The 17,457-nt window shown below is 73.8% G+C and carries 11 protein-coding genes; 7 read left to right on the top strand and 4 right to left on the bottom strand.

What is annotated here, in order from left to right; translation table 11 throughout:
• Nucleotides 1-350: 350 nt before the first annotated feature.
• The gene (locus ABIB53_RS10700) at nt 351-707 is read right to left on the bottom strand and encodes a hotdog fold thioesterase (protein ID WP_123091664.1); all 357 of its coding nucleotides are present in this window, start codon (nt 705-707) and stop codon (nt 351-353) included.
• Nucleotides 708-915: 208 nt separating this feature from the next.
• Between ABIB53_RS10700 and polA the strand changes: the two genes are divergently transcribed.
• Entirely contained in the window at nt 916-3,591 is a 2,676-nt protein-coding gene (gene polA / locus ABIB53_RS10695) for a DNA polymerase I (protein WP_354588138.1), read from the top strand.
• 14 nt (nt 3,592-3,605) lie between these two features.
• Here the strand turns inward: polA and ABIB53_RS10690 are convergent, their stop codons facing one another.
• On the bottom strand, nt 3,606-4,667 hold the full coding sequence (locus tag ABIB53_RS10690) for a sugar phosphate nucleotidyltransferase (protein ID WP_354588137.1): 1,062 nt from the start codon (nt 4,665-4,667) through the stop codon (nt 3,606-3,608).
• Nucleotides 4,664-6,577 (bottom strand): acyltransferase family protein, encoded by a 1,914-nt coding sequence (locus ABIB53_RS10685; RefSeq protein WP_354588136.1) that lies wholly within the window; start codon nt 6,575-6,577, stop codon nt 4,664-4,666. Before ABIB53_RS10685 ends, ABIB53_RS10690 begins: the two co-directional genes overlap by 4 nt.
• A 123-nt stretch (nt 6,578-6,700) precedes the next feature.
• Here ABIB53_RS10685 and ABIB53_RS10680 point away from each other — a divergent pair, with 123 nt between their 5' ends.
• Nucleotides 6,701-7,258, top strand: coding sequence for a hypothetical protein (locus tag ABIB53_RS10680; protein ID WP_354588135.1), 558 nt, complete (start codon nt 6,701-6,703; stop codon nt 7,256-7,258).
• Nucleotides 7,258-8,094, top strand: a complete 837-nt coding sequence (locus ABIB53_RS10675) for a class I SAM-dependent methyltransferase (RefSeq protein ID WP_229298871.1) — start codon at nt 7,258-7,260, stop codon at nt 8,092-8,094. The genes ABIB53_RS10680 and ABIB53_RS10675 overlap by 1 nt, the downstream gene beginning before the upstream one ends.
• A 4-nt stretch (nt 8,095-8,098) precedes the next feature.
• Here ABIB53_RS10675 and ABIB53_RS10670 read toward each other — a convergent pair whose 3' ends face one another.
• A complete protein-coding gene (locus tag ABIB53_RS10670; RefSeq protein ID WP_354588134.1) occupies nt 8,099-9,358 on the bottom strand; it encodes a polysaccharide biosynthesis protein in 1,260 nt (419 codons plus the stop codon).
• A gap of 122 nt (nt 9,359-9,480) precedes the next feature.
• Between ABIB53_RS10670 and ABIB53_RS10665 the strand changes: the two genes are divergently transcribed.
• From ABIB53_RS10665 to ABIB53_RS10650, 4 genes are read left to right on the top strand one after another with little or no spacing between them, the layout of a single operon-like run.
• Nucleotides 9,481-13,761 carry an alpha-(1->3)-arabinofuranosyltransferase domain-containing protein gene (locus ABIB53_RS10665; protein WP_354588133.1) on the top strand — a complete coding sequence of 1,427 codons (4,281 nt, stop codon included), beginning with the start codon at nt 9,481-9,483 and terminating at the stop codon, nt 13,759-13,761.
• A complete protein-coding gene (locus ABIB53_RS10660) occupies nt 13,742-14,587 on the top strand; it encodes a glycosyltransferase family 2 protein (RefSeq protein ID WP_354588132.1) in 846 nt (281 codons plus the stop codon). The genes ABIB53_RS10665 and ABIB53_RS10660 overlap by 20 nt, the downstream gene beginning before the upstream one ends.
• Complete coding sequence (locus ABIB53_RS10655; protein WP_354588131.1) at nt 14,584-15,681, top strand: glycosyltransferase; 1,098 nt, start codon at nt 14,584-14,586, stop codon at nt 15,679-15,681. The genes ABIB53_RS10660 and ABIB53_RS10655 overlap by 4 nt, the downstream gene beginning before the upstream one ends.
• Nucleotides 15,678-17,405, top strand: a complete 1,728-nt coding sequence (locus ABIB53_RS10650; RefSeq protein ID WP_354588130.1) for an MmpA family trehalose lipid delivery protein — start codon at nt 15,678-15,680, stop codon at nt 17,403-17,405. Before ABIB53_RS10655 ends, ABIB53_RS10650 begins: the two co-directional genes overlap by 4 nt.
• The last annotated feature ends 52 nt before the right edge of the window (nt 17,406-17,457 follow it).

The raw sequence follows: 17,457 nt of genomic DNA, 5'->3' as shown, positions 1-17,457 counted from the left end.
CGATCGGTCCCAGGTGATGCGCTGCCAGAGCCGGGTCGTCTGCGCCGCTGGTGCTACGCATTCCAGACACGGGCCATGCACCATCGAGGACGCTTGCAGCCCGAATCGCGATGGTCGCGTCGTCACCCTGCGGCGTCCAGCCCTTGGCCAAGGCTTCCACTAGTGCGACCACGGGGGCGGCAGTGACGGCCAAGACCATCAGAGCAAACAGCCAGTCGCTCTCGTCCCAGGTTCTCGGATGCAGTCGTGAGATGGATCGGACGACTGAACCGGGTTTCCGGCGCTTTGAGCTCTTCCCAGAGCCGCTGCCTCGGGGGAGACCAGCCCGAAGTGTTCGCATGTCTCCTCGATCAGGCGCCGGGAGGGGCGTCTCGCAGCATGCAGGTGATGCGGGCGGTGCACACGCGACGGTGCTCGTCGTCGGTGATGACGACCTCCCAGGCGGCGACGGAGCGACCGAGCGAGAGCGGGGTCGCAACACCGACGACGTGGCCGGAGCGGGCGGCGCGGTGGTGCGTCGCGTTGATGTCGAGCCCGACGGCGATGCGTCCCTCGCCGGCGTGCAGCGCCGAGCCGATCGACCCGAGGGTCTCGGCGAGGACGACGGAGGCGCCGCCGTGGAGCAGGCCGTAGGGCTGGGTGTTGCCGAGGACCGGCATGCGCCCGACGACGCGCTCCGCCGAGGCCTGGAGCAGCTCGATGTCCATCCGCTCGACGAGCGTGCCGCGGCCGGTGGCGGCGAGCTGCTCGCGCTCCTCGTCGGTGAGCGGGGGGAGGTCGGCGAGGGGGTTCTCGGGCACGGTCGGGCTCCTTGGGCGGCGGTGCGGCAACGGGTCGGACCGGCTCAGACTACGACCGGGGCCGTCGCGACCCGGACACCCTGGGGTGTCACCTCCACCACCTAGGGTGGTGGCCGTGAGCCGACTTCTCCTCCTCGACGGGCACTCCCTGGCCTACCGCGCGTTCTTCGCCCTGCCGGTGGAGAACTTCTCCACGAGCACCGGGCAGCACACCAACGCGGTGTACGGCTTCACGGCGATGCTCATCAACGTCCTGCGCGACGAGCAGCCGACCCACGTCGCCGTCGCCTTCGACATCTCGCGCCAGACCTTCCGCAGCGAGCAGTACGCGGAGTACAAGGCGACGCGCTCGGCGACCCCGGGCGAGTTCCAGGGCCAGGTCGCGCTCGTGCGCGAGATCCTCGACGCCCTGCGCATCCGGCACGTGGGCATCGAGGGCTTCGAGGCCGACGACGTCATCGCCACGCTGACGACGATGGCACGAGCGCAGGACATGGACGTCGTCATCTGCACCGGCGACCGCGACGCCTTCCAGCTCGTGAGCCCCCACGTCTCCCTCCTCTACCCCGTGCGCGGCGTCTCCGAGGTCTGGCGGATGGACCCCGCGGCCGTCGAGACGAAGTACCTCGTGCCGCCCGAGCGCTACAGCGACCTTGCAGCCCTCGTCGGCGAGACGAGCGACAACCTGCCCGGCGTGCCGGGCGTCGGCCCGAAGACCGCGGCGAAGTGGCTCGGCCTGTACGGCGACCTCGAGGGCGTCGTCGCCCATGCCGACGAGATCAAGGGCAAGGCCGGCGAGTCCTTGCGGACCCACCTGCCCGACGTCCTGCGCAACCGGCGGCTCAACCACCTCCTGCGCGACCTCGAGCTGCCGGTCGAGATCGCCGACCTCGAGCGGGCGTCGTGGGACCGCGAGGAGGTCCACCGGGTCTTCGACAGCCTCGAGTTCCGCGTGCTGCGCGACCGGCTCTTCGAGACCTTCGAGACGACGACCGACGAGGTGAGCGGCGGTCTCGAGGTCCAGGGCTCCGTCCTCGCCGGGGGCGAGCTGGCCCCGTGGCTGCAGGAGCACGCGAGCACCGACGCGCTCGTCGGTCTCGACGTCGTCGGGTCCTGGGGGCGGGGGAGCGGTGAGGTGAGCGCGCTCGGGCTGTCCACCGGCGAGGGCGAGGCGGCCTGGGTCGACGTCGTCGACCTCGACCCGCGCGACGACGCCGCCATCGCGGCCTGGCTGGCCGACCCGGCCCGGCCGAAGGCGATGCACGACGCGAAGGGGCCGATCCACGCCTTGCGAGCCCGCGGGTGGGTCGTCGACGGGCTGACCGTCGACACCGCCCTCGCGGCCTACCTCGTGCGGCCCGACCAGCGCTCCTACGACCTCGGCGACCTCGTCGTGCGCCATCTCGGCCGTGAGCTGCGCGTCGAGGACAGCGGCGACGCCGACCAGGGCCAGCTCGACTTCTCCGCGGACGACGACGAGGCCGCCCAGGCCTCGATGGTCCGGGCCCGGGCGGTCGTCGACCTCGCCGCGGTGCTCGTCGACCAGGTCGAGCAGACCGGTGGCACCGAGCTCTTGCACGGTGTCGAGCTCCCCCTCGTGCACGTGCTCGCGGCGATGGAGCAGGCCGGCATCGCCGCCGACCGCGAGGCGCTGACCACCCTCGAGGCCGACTTCGCCGACAAGGTCTCGCAGGCACAGCAGGACGCGTGGGAGGCGATCGGCGACGAGCAGATCAACCTCGGCTCGCCCAAGCAGCTCCAGGTCGTCCTCTTCGACACCCTCGGCCTGCCCAAGACTCGCCGGACGAAGACCGGGTACACGACCGACGCCGAGGCGCTGGCCGACCTCTACGTCAAGACCGAGCACCCCTTCCTCGAGGCGCTGCTGCGTCATCGTGACGCCGCCCGGCTGCGGATCACCGTCGAGGGGCTCATCAAGTCCGTCGCCGACGACGGGCGGATCCACACGACCTACCAGCAGACGATCGCCGCGACCGGCCGGCTGTCCTCGACCGACCCCAACCTGCAGAACATCCCGATCCGCACCGAGGAGGGCCGGCGCATCCGCGAGGTCTTCGTCGTCGGGCCCGAGGCCGAGTGCCTGCTCTCGGCCGACTACAGCCAGATCGAGATGCGGATCATGGCCCACCTCTCCGGCGACGAGGGGCTCATCGAGGCCTTCCAGTCCGGCGAGGACCTCCACCGCTTCGTCGGGTCGCGGGTCTTCGGGGTCGAGCCCCAGGACGTCACCTCCGAGATGCGCAGCAAGGTCAAGGCGATGAGCTACGGCCTCGCCTACGGGCTGTCCGCCTTCGGCCTCTCTCGCCAGCTGACGATCAGCGCCGGCGAGGCCAAGGGCCTTATGGACGAGTACTTCGAGCGCTTCGGCGGGGTGCGTGACTACCTCCAGGAGGTCGTCGTCCAGGCCCGCGCCACCGGCTACACCGAGACGATGCTCGGCCGCCGTCGCTACCTGCCCGATCTCACGAGCTCGAACAGGCAGCGTCGCGAGATGGCGGAGCGGATGGCGCTCAACGCGCCGATCCAGGGGTCGGCGGCCGATGTCGTCAAGGTCGCGATGCTCGGCGTCGACACCGCGCTGCGCGAGCAGCAGCTGAGGTCACGGGTGCTCCTGCAGGTCCACGACGAGCTCGTCGTGGAGGTCGCCCACGGCGAGCGCGACCAGGTCGAGGCCCTCCTGCGCGAGCAGATGGGCAGCGCGGTGCCGATGGACGTCCCGCTCGAGGTGAGCATCGGCTCCGGACGCTCCTGGCACGACGCCGCGCACTAGGCGCTCCTAGCCCGTCAGCTTGTGCCCGTCGGCCCGTCGACGAGGGCGTCGGCGAGGCGGGCCCGCTCGTCGGCGCGCGCCCCGGCGCCGAGCGCGCACCGGGTCAGTCGGGCACCGGCTGCGACGACCGCGCCCGGGCCGAGCGCGCTGCGCTCGACCTCGGCACCGTCCTCGACCACCGCGCCGGCCATGACGACGCTGCCCGTCACGACCGCGCCCGGGCCGATCCGCGCGCCGGTGTGCACGGTGCTCCCCGCCCCGACCTGCGCACGAGGGTCGACGTGCGCCTGCGGGTGCACCCATGCGGTCGCACCGGTCGGTCGCTCGGCGCGGGGGCTGCCGCGCAGCACGGCGTCCGCCGACGCGGCGACGAGGGCGGCGGGGGACCCGACGTCGACGAAGTACGCGTCCTCGACGTGCGCGCGCACCGTGCGCCGCGCGACGAGCCCGGGCAGCACGTCGCGCTCCAGCGAGAGCGGTGCGCCACCTCTCGCGCCGAGGTCTCGCCCCAGCCGCCGCCGCACGACGTAGGTGCCGGCGTTGACGAGCCGGGACGGGGGAGCGTCGGACTTCTCGACGAAGGCGGTGACCACCCCTTCGCCCTCGACGACGACGCTGCCGTACGCGCGGGCGTCGGCAACCTCGCGGACGTGGAGGACCACCTCGACCTCCCGCGGGGAGCGCGCGAGCACGGCGAGTTGGGCGGCGAGGTCGTGACCGGTGAGCAGGTCGCCGTTGAGCACGACGACCGGGTCGTCCGGCTCGCCGGGGGGCAGCGCACCGAGCGCCGCCCCGAGCGCACCGCCGGTGCCGAGCGGCTCCTCCTCGACCGAGCAGCGCAGCTGCAGCCCGATGTCCTCGGCGACCGGGTCGAGGACGGCGAAGTCCGCAGCACGGTAGGAGGTCGCGACGACGACCTCGCGCACGCCGATCTCGGCGAGCATGCGCAGCTGGTGCACGACGACCGGCTCGCCACCGACCGGCAGGAGGGGCTTCGGGGTGCTCGCGGTGAGCGGTCGCATCCGGGTGCCGAGCCCGCCGGCGAGCACGACGCCGGCGGCGGGGGAGACGCTCACGACCCGGCGCGGGTCGTCAGCGGGCGGTCCTCGCCGACGGCCTGCAGCTGCGGCGCCAGCCAGGTCCAGAAGGTCTCGCCGGAGTCCTGCGTGAAGTGGATCCCGTCGCCGTACAGCTCGTCACCATTGAGGACGGCTCGATAACCACCGCTGCAGAGAAGGCCGAACTGATCCATAACGGGGATGTCATGAGATTCCGCCCAGGCGCGGACGAGGGCGTTCAGCTCTTCCGTGTATTTGTCGTTGTTGATGCGCTTGATCTCTTCGTTGCCGAGATCAGGCATGCGATGGCACGCCAGGTCGACGAGCACGACTTTCGCTCCACCAGTTGAGAGGTCTTGAACCATTCCTCGCAGTTGCTGCCGGATGTAAGCGGAGTGCTCGGGGCTGCCGAAAGGACGGACCTGCCCGTCGATGAGGCGGTCGACGAGGAACGTGTGAGGCACGAACAGTGCGACGACGTCCGCCTTCCCGTCTGCGACCGCAGAGCCCCAGTCATCCCGCCAGCCCATACATTCAGGAGTCGTCTCGACGGCTTCGCCGTCTGCGACCTTGGCTGCGGGCGTCAGGTCGCACCCGACATTCGTCATGCTGGTCAAGGAGATGTCGGGGTATGACGCAGGTTCGAAGGCGTCCGCAACGCTAGCGGGGACAGAGTTGCCGACGAGATAGATGTTCAGCACTTCGGGGCCAGGTCTGTATGGACTGGCTCGCACGGTGACCACGTCGTCAGGACTCGTGCTCACTGGCCGTAGCAGCGCCCCGATCGCAGGCAGGGACAGCGATGCGGTGATGAGAGCAGGGACGGCAGCAAAGGCTATAGCGCGACCCAGCCACGGGGCTGATGGAACGAGGGCCCGGGCGCCGTGGTGGCGTACCGGCTGCTCGACCCACCGGTAGGAGGCGGCGGCGAGCGCGAGGCTGAGGACGACCTGGAGCGCGAAGGTCGCGAGCTCGGGCAGCCCGGTGCGCGCGGGGGTGAGGAAGATCATCACCGGCCAGTGCCAGAGGTAGAGCCCGTAGGAGACGAGGCCGACCCGGCGCAGCGGCTCCAGGGCGAGCAGACGCTGGGTCGGCGACGGGGTGCTGCTCGCCGCGGCGAGGACGACCACGGCCACCGCGAGGCACATCGGCAGCAGGAGCCCGCCGAGCAGGGCGTCCTGGGCGGCCGTGGCCCACCAGAAGCAGGACAGGACGAGGAGCAGGGCCGGCAGCGCCGCGACCCGGGCCGCCTGGTCGACGCGGCGGGCGACGGCGGCCGGCAGGGCCCCGGGTCCGCGGGCCACGAGCGCGGCGACCATCGCGCCGGCCAGCAGCTCGTGGGCCCGGGTGTCGGTGCCGTAGTAGACCCGGCTCACGTCCGCGCCCGGGGTGTGCAGACCGGCCATGAGAGCGGCCGAGACGAGGGCGAGCCCGCCGAGGACGAGGGCGATCCGCACCCGGCGCCGGGTCCAGACGAGCAGGAGCGAGAGCACGAGGGGGAAGAGGAGGTAGAACTGCTCCTCGACCGCGAGCGACCACGTGTGGCGAAGGGGGGAGGGCACCGCGATCTGGGCGAAGTAGGCCTCGTCGCCGAGCAGGAAGCGCCAGTTGGCGACGTAGCCGAGCGTCGCGAGGACGTCGGTGCCGACGGAGGCCCGCTGGCCGACGGGGGAGAGGAGGGCGGTGAGCGCGACGACGGCGAGCAGGACGAGGAAGAGGGCCGGCAGCAGGCGGCGCATCCGCGCGAGCCAGAAGCCGGCGAGGTGGATCGACCCCCAGCGCCGGTGCTCGGCGAGCAGCAGCGAGGTGATGAGGAAGCCGGAGATGACGAAGAAGACGTCGACGCCGAACCACCCGCCCGGCAGCGCGCGCTCCACCCCGTGGTAGACGACGACCGCGAGGACGGCGAGCGCCCGCAGGCCGTCCACGGCGGGACGGTAGGTCAGGGACCGGTGCGGGTGAGGGGTGCGCGCTGGTGAGGCCGAGGTCATGCTCCCTGCTTCGGGTCAGTGGCCGACAGTATGACGCAACCGATGGGTAGCATTCGCGCCATGTCGGAGAACCCAGAAGCAAACGGCGCGATCTCTATCCCGGACAGCACGAAGTGGTCGGTCATCCTCGGCCTGCCCTTCCTCATGCTCGCGGGATACTTCTACCTCACGCCTGTATCCCTGCCGCAGGGTGGTGGGGGCCTCTTCTTCTGCGGATCGGCAGCTAGTCCCAACGTGGAGGCGCAAGCCACGTGCGACGGCCCGGAGACCTCCAACCGCTACAAGGCGGCCGCGGCTCTCGGCGCCGGGCTGGGCGTGCCGGTGCTCGGCCTCGTCCTCTTCGGCACGACCCGCCGCACGCAGTCGGCGCGCGACATCGACCTCCGGCACGACGACGACCTCGACGAGGACCGTGACGGCCTGCGCCGCGACGAGCGTGAGGCCCGCCACGAGCGGCGGGGCCGGCGCTCCCCGTTCGACGACGAGCGTCGGCGCGACGAGCCGGCGCGCGGGCGCACCGCGCGGCGACGCGACGAGGAGGACGACGTCGACTCGCTCGACCTCGACGACGAGCCCCGTCGGGCGCGTCGTCGCTCCGACGACGACTGGGACCGCTGATGGACCTCGCCCGCTTCCTCGACGGGGTCGAGGAGGCCTTCGCCGGCGACCCGCAGGACAACGAGCCGGTCGACGCCCGCTACGGGCAGCTCGTGCAGGACGTCGCGGGGTACACCTCGGCGGCCGAGCTGGCCGTGCTCAACGTCGCCGCCCGGCTGCTGCCGCCCGACGAGTGCTACCTCGAGGTCGGCTCCTACAAGGGGCGCTCGATGTGCGGGGCGGTGCAGGGCGTCGACGACCGCGTCTTCTACGTCCTCGAGAACTACCTCGAGTTCGGCATGCAGGGGGAGCAGGCCCGCCAGGAGCTGCACGACAACCTCGCGCGCCACGCCGCGCACGCCGACGTCCGGCTGCTCGAGGGCAACTGCTTCGAGCTGCTGCGCCGTCCGGGGCTGCTCGACCGCCCGGTCGGGGTCTACTTCTACGACGGCGAGCACACGGCGACCTCGCACTACCTCGCCCTGGGCATGATCGAGCCGTGGCTGGCCGACGAGGCGCTCGTGCTCGTCGACGACGCGACCTACCCGATGGTGAGCGACGCCCACGACGCGTACATCGCGCGGCACCCGCAGTGGCGGGTCGAGCGCCGCTGGGATGCGCGGTCCAACGACGACCCGCTGTGGGCCAACGGCCTGCACGCCCTGAGCTTCCGCCGCGACGCGGCGAGCGCCCGGGGCAGCGCGGAGACCTTCGACGTGCGCTGGCGCCGTCTCGCGTACGCCGGTGCCCTCGGCCCGGGGCAGAAGGCCGCGTGGAAGGCGATCCACACCTACCCCGGTCTCGTGCCCCTCGCCAAGAAGCTCTACCCGAGCAAGAAGGCCAGCACGATCGACTGAGCGGCTACTCGCTCGTCGCGTGGAGGGCCTCGGCCGTCTCGGGGCTGTCCGGGCCCGGGGTCTGCTCGTCGCGGGGCACGAGGAGCGCCCCGACGACGGCGACGACGCCCGCACCCAGTCCGGCGACGAGGAGGACCTGGCCCGGGCTGTCGTGCCAGACGAACCAGATCGCGGCGACCTCGACGACGACGACGGCGAGCGTGAGCCAGCCCAGGGCGCTGCGCCCGGCGCCGATCTCGGCGAAGAGCCACAGCTGGACGAGCGCCCACATCGTGCCGACGACGGCGAACCACACGAGCAGCGGCTCGGCGTCGGCGTACTGCGCACCGCCCGTCACCCGCACGAGCAGGCCCGGCACGACGGCGCACACGAGGGCGACGAGCAGACCGAGGACGACGACGACCGCACCCGCACCCCGGACCGTGCGCTGCCGGCCGGCGCCGCTGCCGGCGGCGACGGGCACGACGCTCAGCGCGACGAACTGGGTGCCCCAGAAGACGACCCTGCCGAAGAGTGCGGCGAGGGCGTAGGCCCCCGACTCCTCGCGGGTCAGCAGGTGGCGGGCGAGGAGCAGGTCGAGGCTCGTGAGGGCCATGAGCGCGGCGAGCGCGGCGTTGGAGCGCACGAGCTCGGCGAGCACCTCGCGAGCACCCGCCCCGGACGGGGTGGCCAGACCGCGCAGGAGGAGCGTCCCCGCCGCCCAGGTGAGGACCGCCGCGGTGCAGGTGGCGGCGAAGACCTCGTGGACGGCGAGATCCGCGACCACCGCGACGGCGCCCGCGACGACCCGGGTGCCGGCGGTGACGAGGTAGAGCACGGACAGCCGGCCGAGGCGGCCCTGCCCGAGCAGGACGCCCTGCTGGGCCCCGGTGATCGTCATCGGGACGAGCGTGAGCCCCAGCCACACCGCGGAGGCCGCGCTCTCGAGGTGGAAGGCGTCGCGCAGGGCGGGTGCGAGGAGCACGACGGCGGTCGCGAGGACGAGACCGACGACGGCGGCCAGCGCGGCACCGGAGGTCGCCCGCCCGTCGCGGCGGGCGGACTCGCCCTGACGCCGGGCGACGACGAGCTGCATCGCCCCGGCGGGCATCGCGCAGAGGATCCCCACGGTGTTGAGCGCCGAGAAGCCGCCGAAGTCGGCCGGCCCGAGCGTCGAGGAGAGCAGCGCGACGAAGAGATAGCTCATGACGTTCGCCGCACCCATGGCGACGCCGAGCAGGGCGCTCGCCGCACGGGTCGACCGCGCGGGCAGGATCCGTGTCACGACCCCTCCTCCCGGGCTGCGTGGGCTGCTGACGGGCGAGGCTACTCGCCAGTACCCCTCCCGGGGACGTCGGTTATGCTCGCACGGTTCGTCCGAGCCCCGACAGCCCGTGGAGTCCATCAGTGCGCCGAGCTGTGACCGGCTACCGCCTGACCGTGGCGCTCCTCCTGGCCCTCCTCTCGACGGTCGTGCTCGCGAACAGCTGGGGGGTCTTCCAGACCGACATCAAGCCCGAGGTGTACCTCGCGCCCGGCGAGATGCTGCGTCACTACCTCTCGTCGTGGACGAGCTCGCCCTACCTCGGCTCCCCGAACTTCAACGTCGGGCTCGTCCCGGTGCTCCTCGTGACGACGGCTCTCGGGGCGCTCGGCCTCGACCCCGAGCTCTCCTTCAAGCTCTTCCACCTCGGGCTCTGGGTGCTCGCCGCCTGGGGCGCGTCACGTCTGCTGCGCACCCTCGTGCCGAGCGCCTCGCGCTGGGCCGGTCTCGTCACCGGCGTCGCGTACGTCGCCAACCCCTACACCGTGACGGCCGGGTCGACCCTGGCGATCGCGTTGCCGCTGGCCCTCCTGCCCCTCCTGCTCGTCGCCTACGTGCGCGCCCTGCGCGCCCCCCGCTCGTGGGGCTGGCCGGCGGCCTTCGCCCTCGTCTTCGCCGCGATGAGCGGGATGAACGTCGCGATCGTGCCGGTGCTCCAGCTCCTCCTGCTGCTGCCGCTGGCGATCACCGTCCGGCACGAGCAGGGGCTGCGCTGGCGCCAGGTGCTCGCCGTCACCGCTCGCTGCGGGCTGCTCGTCGTGCTGCTCTCGCTCTACTGGCTGGTGCCGGCCGCCGCCGCCCTGACCACCGGTGGGCAGATCGTCGAGAGCTCGGAGACCCTCGAGGGCATCGCGAAGGTGTCCTCGCTCACCGAGGTCCTGCGCGGGCTGGGCCTGTGGGCGATCTACGGCCGGGACGCGAGCGGTCCGTGGGTGCCCCAGTACGCCGCCTACGTCGCCCAGCCCGTCTTCGTCCTGCTCACCGCCCTGTGGCCGGCGGCCGCCCTGGCCTCGCTGCGGTGGGTGCCGCGGCGCATGGAGCGGCTCATCGCCGTGACGACCGGTCTCGTCGCGGTCGTCATGGTCGGTCTCTTCCCCGCGTCGGGCAGCTCCCCCTTCGCCTGGCTGCTCGCCCGCTCCTTCGACCTCGTGCCGGCGCTCCTCGCCTTCCGCACGACGAACAAGATCGGCGCGGGCCTGGCCCTCTTCTTCGCCCTCGCGCTCGGCCTGGCCGCCGTCCAGGTCGTGCCCCGCGTGCTGCGCACGCCCGGTCTCGCACCGGTCGCCGTCTCGGGCACGCTCGTCGCGCTCTTCGCGTGGACCGCACCGGCCTTCACCGGCAACCTCTACATCTCGCCCCTCGACGTCCCGGGCTACTGGCACGACGCCGCCCGGCAGGTCGACGCCGGCGACGACCGCGGGCGGGTGCTCGTGCTGCCGGGGCAGACCCGCAGCGCCTACCGCTGGAGCCTGGAGCGCCCCGACGACCTGCCGAACTCCCTCTTCACCCGTGACGCCGTCATCCCCGAGACGACGCCGAACACCTCCGCGCCCGGTGCGAACTTCCTCGCCGCCCTCGACGACACCCTCCAGTCCGGGACCGAGCCGCGCCACGAGACCTCGGTCTACGCGCGCTACCTCGGGGCCGACCAGGTCCTCCTGCGCCACGACGTGCGCTGGGAGCCGTGGGGCGGGGCCCGGCCGGGGCAGACGGCGGACGCGCTGTCCGGGGACCCCGGGCTGAGCGGCGTGGCGAACTTCGGCCGCCCCGGCGAGAACACCCTCGCGCCCGGGTCGACCCCGGCCAGCCAGGCCGAGGCGCTGCTGCCCCCGCTGCAGCTGTACGGCGTCCAGGACGCCCGTCCGGTCGTGCGCGCGACGGCCCTCGACGGGCAGTACCTCGTCGCCGGTGACGGGTGGGCCGTCGCGTCGATGGCCGCCGCCGGTCTGCTCGACGAGAACCCGGGCTTCCGCTACGCGCAGGACGTGAGCGTCGACGAGCTGCGCTCGACCCTGCAGCAGGAGCGCTCGCGCCTCGTGCTCACCGACACCAACCAGCGGCGTGACGCGATCCCCAACCGGCTCACCGCCGGGCAGGGTGCCCCGCTCCCCGCCGACGTGCCCCTGGGCATCAGCCGCACCCTCGGCGACGACCCGGCCGACCAGAGCGTCCTCGTGACGAGCGGGGTGCAGGTGAGCGCGACCTCGCAGGGCGGGGCCTTCTTCGACCTGCCCTACGGCGTCCCGCAGAACGCCGTGGACGGCGACCCGAGCACCTCCTGGCTCTTCGGCGACTTCCGCCGGGCAGAGGGGACCTCTCTCACCGCGAGCCTGCCGCAGGCCCGCGAGATCGGCCGGGTCCGGATCACCCCGACGGCCCTCGGCGACGTGCGGATCAGCGAGCTCGAGGTCTCCGCGGGCGGCACGACCCGTCGGGTGCCGGTCGAGGGCACCCGCCCGGTGAGCGTCGACCTCGGGGGAGTGGAGGCCGACGAGGTGCGCGTCGAGGTCACGGGGATCACCGGCGACGGCTTCAGCCTCGTCGGGATCTCCGAGATCGACCTCGGCGACGACCTCGTCGCCGAGCGCACCGTCCGCACGCCGCAGACCTTCGACCGGCTGTACGGCGAGCTGAGCAGCGCGGAGCGAGCGGAGTTCGCGCAGATGCCGCTCGACGTGCTGCTGCGCCGGGTGACGGGCTCCGCGTCGGCCAGCGACGACACCGAGAGGTTCCTCGTCCGGGACCTCTCCGTGCCCGACGACCGCGAGTACCGCGCGAGCGCGCACGTGCGGGTCGACGGGGACGTGGAGCCGGTCTACGACGAGCTCCTCGACGACACCCGCGGGTGGACGATGACGTCGAGCGCCTACGACTTCTACAACCCCCTCGTGCGGGCGTCCCGGGCCGCCGACGGCGACGCCGGCACCGCCTGGGTCCCCTCGCAGGACATGCAGGACGCGTGGTGGCAGGTCTCCGGGCCCTCCCGCGCGGTCGACCGCGTGGTCATCAGGCAGGAGGCCGACGCCGAGGGCGAGGGCGAGACGCAGTACGCGTCGCAGGTCGAGGTGAGCGTCGACGGCGAGAGCGTCGGGCGCTACGACGTCGGGCGCGGACGGACCCGTCTCGACCTGCCCGAGGGCACGCGGGGCCGGACCGTGCGGGTGACGATCACCCGGGTCGACGGCCGCCTCGCGGGTCGCCCCGCCCGTTTCACGACGATCGACACGGGCCGCGACGTCCGGGTCGAGCCCGGTGACGGCTCCGCCTCGTGCGTGAGCGTCGCGACCCTCGACGGCGAGCCGGTGCGGATGCGCCCGAGCGACCCGGCAGCCCCGCTCGCCGGCCCCGGCTCGGACGGCACGACGTGGCGCGCGTGCGAGCGGGTCGAGCTCTCCGCCGGTGAGCACCAGCTGCGTCCGGTCGAGGGCTGGCAGCTCGACGACCTCACCCTGCGCGACGTCCAGGGCCGCACGGTGGCCCGACCCACGCCCCCTCCGGTGACCCAGGTCCACGACGACCTCGACCTCGGCACGACCGTCGAGGTCGGCCCCGCCTTCGGCCCCTACGTCCTGAGCACCGGGCAGGGCTTCGACCCGCGGTGGCGTGCGAGCATCGACGGCGAGGACCTCGGCGACCCCGTCGTCGTCGACGGCTACGCGGTCGGCTGGGTCGTCGAGGACAACGCCGCCCACACGGTGCACATCGACTTCGCGCCGCAGCGCTGGGCCAACGTCGCGCTCGGCGTGAGCCTGCTCACCCTGCTCGTCTGCCTCGTCCTCCTCTACCGCGCCGTCGTGCCGCGCGCCGTGCGACCGGGCCGCGAGGGGTCCCCCTTCGCCCGGTGGCGCCGACGCGACGACCAGGCCCCCGCGCTCGCGGGGGTGACGCGCGAGCACCACGACGTCTTCGAGGACCCGGACGCGGGGGAGCGGGTCGACCCAGCGCCGGACGACACGCCCTCGACCGGCGCCGTCGTGGACGCGCCGCCCGGTGCGACGGCCTCGCACCGGCGCCTGCCGGCCGCGCTGCGGACCCGGGTCGCGGCGGAGCTCGCGGTCGTCCTCGTGGGTGGGTTCTTCCTCGGTGTCGGCGGTCTGCTCGGCGGGCTCGCCGCCGTCGCCCTCGCCCGGCACCCCCGGGCCCGGTCGGGCATGCTGATCCTCGGCGGCGTCGCCCTCGTGCTCGCCGGGGTCGTGCTCTACGTCGTCCTCGGCCGCGACGTGTGGCCGACCGTGAGCGCCGACGTCGTCGCCCGCTCGCTCGTGCCCCACCACGTCGTGGCCGCCGGCCTCGTGTGGGCCGTCACCGGCGCCCTGTGGCGCTCCGTCGAGAAGGAGGACAGCGATGAGCCCGTCGAGCTCTGAGCGACCGCTCGTCACCGTGGTCGTGCCGACCCGGGACAACGAGCGCACGATCCGCGCCTGCCTGAGCTCCGTCGTCGCGCAGACCTACGAGCACGTCGAGCTCGTCGTCGTCGACAACCACAGCAGCGACGCGACCCCGCGCATCGCGCAGGAGCTCGCCGGCACCGTCGTCGTCGCCGGGCCCGAGCGCAGCGCGCAGCGCAACACCGGGATCGCGGCGGCCCGCGGCGAGTGGGTGCTCTGGCTCGACAGCGACATGGTCCTGCCGGCGCGCACGATCGACATCGCCGTCGACACCGCCCTGGCGACCGGTGCGTCGGCCGTCGCGCTGCCCGAGCGCACCGTCGGCGAGGGCTTCTGGACGGCCTGCCGCGCGCTGGAGCGCGAGTGCTACCTCGACGACCCGTGGCTGCACAACCCGCGTCTCGTGCGTCGCGAGCTGCTCCTCGGCGACGCGGGCTTCGACCTGTCGATGTCCGGCCCGGAGGACGCCGACCTGCGGATGCGGCTGCGCGACGCAGGTCGCCACATCGAGCTCGCCCCGGTGATCATCGACCACGACGAGGGGCGGCTGACGATCGCCGACGTCCTGCGCAAGCGCTACTACTACGGCCGCAGCATCCCCGCCTTCGCCGCGCAGCACGAGGGCGCGGTCTCGGCGCAGGGCCGCGCCGTCCTGCGCTCGTACGCCCGCAACCACCGCCGGCTGCTGCGCGACCCCGGGCACGCCGCCGGGATGGTCGCGATGCGATCGCTCGAGGTCGTCGGATACGCCCTCGGCGCCCGCCGCGGGCGGGCCGACCGGGCGCGGGGGACGAAGGGGTGACCCGTCGCCTCCTGTGGGTCTCGCTGCCCGACCAGCGGGCCCGGCGCGAGCTGTACTGGATGTCGCGCATGCCCGGCACGCACGTCACCGCGCTCGCCCAGCAGGAGCCGGTCGGCGACATCACCTGGGTGCCGAGCACCTACGTGCGCCCGGTGCGCCGCTTCGTCGAGGCCGGCGCGCTCGCCTGGGTCCGCGGGCTCGACGAGCAGCGCGCCGAGGACCACGACTGGGTGACCTCGCTCGAGCTGTGCTCGCTCGTCACCGGCCAGGCCTCGGCGTGGCGTCGGCGGGCCCGGGCCCGCGGGGCCCACCCCCTCCAGGCCGTCATCACGTGGGAGAACCTGCCCGACCAGCCGTTGTACCGGGTGCCGCCCTACCGGCAGGCCCTCGAGAGCTGTCGTGACGCCGACCTGCTCCTGTGCATGGTCGACGCGGCGCGAGACCACCTCCTCGCGCGCGGCTTCGACGACGAGCTCATCCGGGTGGTCAAGCCCGGCGTCGACACCGACCTCTTCGTGCCCGCCGAGCAGCCCGTGAGCGAGCCCATCGTCGTCTTCGCCTCGCCGCTCGCGGCGAACAAGGGCATCGACCGGGTGCTCGAGGCGATGCGGGTCGTGCGGGCGCGGGTGCCCGACGCCCGGCTCCTCGTCGCCGGCCGCGGCCCGCTCGAGCACCTCGTCCACCAGGCGGCCGCGCGACCCGGCTCGGGGGTCGAGCACATGGGCACCCTGGACGCGCCTGGCGTCGCGGCCCTGCTGCGCTCGGCCGCGGTCTTCGTCACCGCACCGCGCCCGACGTGGAAGTGGACCGAGCAGCTCGGGCTGGCCTACCTCGAGGCCCAGGCGAGCGGGCTGCCCGTCGTCACGACGGCGTGCGGCACGAACGACGAGGCGGTCCACGCCCCGAACTCGCTCGTCGAGGACTCCGTCGAGGCGATCGCCGACGCGCTCGTCGGATGGCTCGAGGACCCCGCCCGGCGAGCCGAGGTCGGGGCGCTCAACCGCGCCCGGATGCTCGCCGAGCACGACCTGCCGACCCAGTGCGCGGCGATGGGCGAGGCCTTCGCCGAGGTCGAGGCGCTGCACCGCTCGTGAGCACGCTGCGCGGCGCCCGCCTCGGGGCCCTCGTCGGCCTCGTCCTCGGGGTGCTGGCGCTCGGGCCGGCCCTGGCCCCCGGGTACACGCTGCACTACGACATGGTCTTCACCCCGCAGCTGCCGCTGTCGGCGCGCACGCTGGGGGTGGACGGCTCGGTCCCGCGCGCGGTCCCGAGCGATCTCGTCGTCGCGCTCGTCTCGACGCTCGTGCCCGGCTGGGTGGTGCAGAAGGTCGTCCTGCTCGGGTCCTTCGTCGTCGCCGGCGCCGGTGCGGGGCGTCTCGCGACGACCCGGCCGGGCAGCGTCGCCGCCGCCGCGCTCATGACGTGGAACCCGTGGGTGGCCGAGCGGCTGGCCATCGGGCACTGGGTCTACGTCGCCGGCCTCGCCCTGCTCCCGTGGGTGCTGGGCGCAGCCGTGGCCCACGTGCGGGCCCGCGCGGACGGCCCGGCGCGCGAGCGCTGGGCGCTGCCCGTCCTCCTCGTGCTCGCCGGGCTCGGCGGGTCGACCACCACCCTGCTCGCCGCGCTCGTCGCGGCGGTCGCCGTCGTCGCGGCCGGCACCGGACGACGAGACCGGGCGCGCGGCCTCGCCGTCGTCGCGGTGGTGAGCCTCGTGGTCTCCGCCGCGTGGTGGTGGCCCTTCCTCACCGCGGCCCCGTGGAGCGCCGACCCCTCCGGGGTCGAGGCCTTCGCGACGGCCGCCGACACCCCCTTCGGTCTCCTCGGCTCAGCCCTGCTCGGCGGCGGCATCTGGCACGAGCCGTCGTGGCCGGTCGAGCGCACCGAGGTGCTCGTCTCCGGGGTCGCCCTCCTGCTCACCCTCGCCGTGCTCGTCGCCGCCCTCGCGCGGCGGTCGTGGTGGGCCGACCCCCGCCGTCGCTCGGCGGCCCTCGTCGGCCTGCTCGCGCTGGTCCTCGCCGTGGTCCCGGCCACCGGGCCCGGTGCCGCCCTGACGACGGCGCTCGTCGAGCACGTGCCCGGCGCCGGCCTGCTCCGCGACTCGCAGAAGCTCCTCGCCCCCGCCGTCCTGCTCCTGGCCGTCGCCGCGGGCGCCGTCGTCGACGGCCTCGTGCGAGCACGGGCCGGCGTCGTCCTCGTCGTCGCCGCGGTCGTGTGGCCGGTCGCGACGCTGCCGGGTCTCGCCCTCGGGAGCGCGGGCGCCTGGGGGAGCGTCGACTACCCGGCCGCGTACGTCTCGGCCGCGGCCGCCGTCGACGACGCACCCGGGCAGGGCGCCGTCCTCGTCCTGCCGTGGAGCACCTACCGGGCCTACCCCTGGGACGCAGGTCGGGTCGTGCTCGACCCGTGGGACCGGCTCGTGCGGCGGGACGTCGTGCGCAGCGACGACCTGCCCGTGTCCGGGAGACGGGTGGTCGGGGAGGACCCGCGGGCGGCCGAGGTCGGCGAGCTGCTCCGCGGCGACGCCCCCGCGGCCGAGCAGCGCGAGCGGCTGCGTGCGCTCGGCGTGCGCTACGTCCTGCTCGACGCGAGCCAGCCCGGCGACCCCACGACGAGCACCGACCTCGGCGGAGCCGTCGTCGTGCGCGAGGGCGGGCTCACCCTCACCGATCTCGGGCCGACCCCGGTCGCGCCGCGACGTGATGCGCCGGTCGGCCTCGCCCTGGCCGGTCTCGGGTCGCTCGTCGTCCTCGTCGGCGCGGCCCGGGCGCACCGGCGGGTGCCCGCACGGCGTCGCGCGGACGACGCGACGCGCGGGTAACATCGTGACGAGCATCGCCCTCGCGGGCGCGACGCCACGGCTACACTGACGC

Origin of the sequence: Janibacter sp. UYMM211 (genome assembly GCF_040547045.1) — a bacterium.
Classification (GTDB): Bacteria; Actinomycetota; Actinomycetes; order Actinomycetales; family Dermatophilaceae; genus Marihabitans; species Marihabitans melonis.
This window is presented reverse-complemented; position numbering and strand designations above follow the sequence as displayed.

Bases quoted from the DNA above. Each gene is read 5' to 3' on its own strand.
- ABIB53_RS10700 (WP_123091664.1), bottom strand. From the start codon at position 707: ATGGACATCGAGCTGCTCCAGGCCTCGGCGGAGCGCGTCGTCGGGCGC.
- ABIB53_RS10680 (WP_354588135.1), top strand. From the start codon at position 6,701: ATGTCGGAGAACCCAGAAGCAAACGGCGCGATCTCTATCCCGGACAGC.
- ABIB53_RS10675 (WP_229298871.1), top strand. From the start codon at position 7,258: ATGGACCTCGCCCGCTTCCTCGACGGGGTCGAGGAGGCCTTCGCCGGC.
- ABIB53_RS10660 (WP_354588132.1), top strand. From the start codon at position 13,742: ATGAGCCCGTCGAGCTCTGAGCGACCGCTCGTCACCGTGGTCGTGCCG.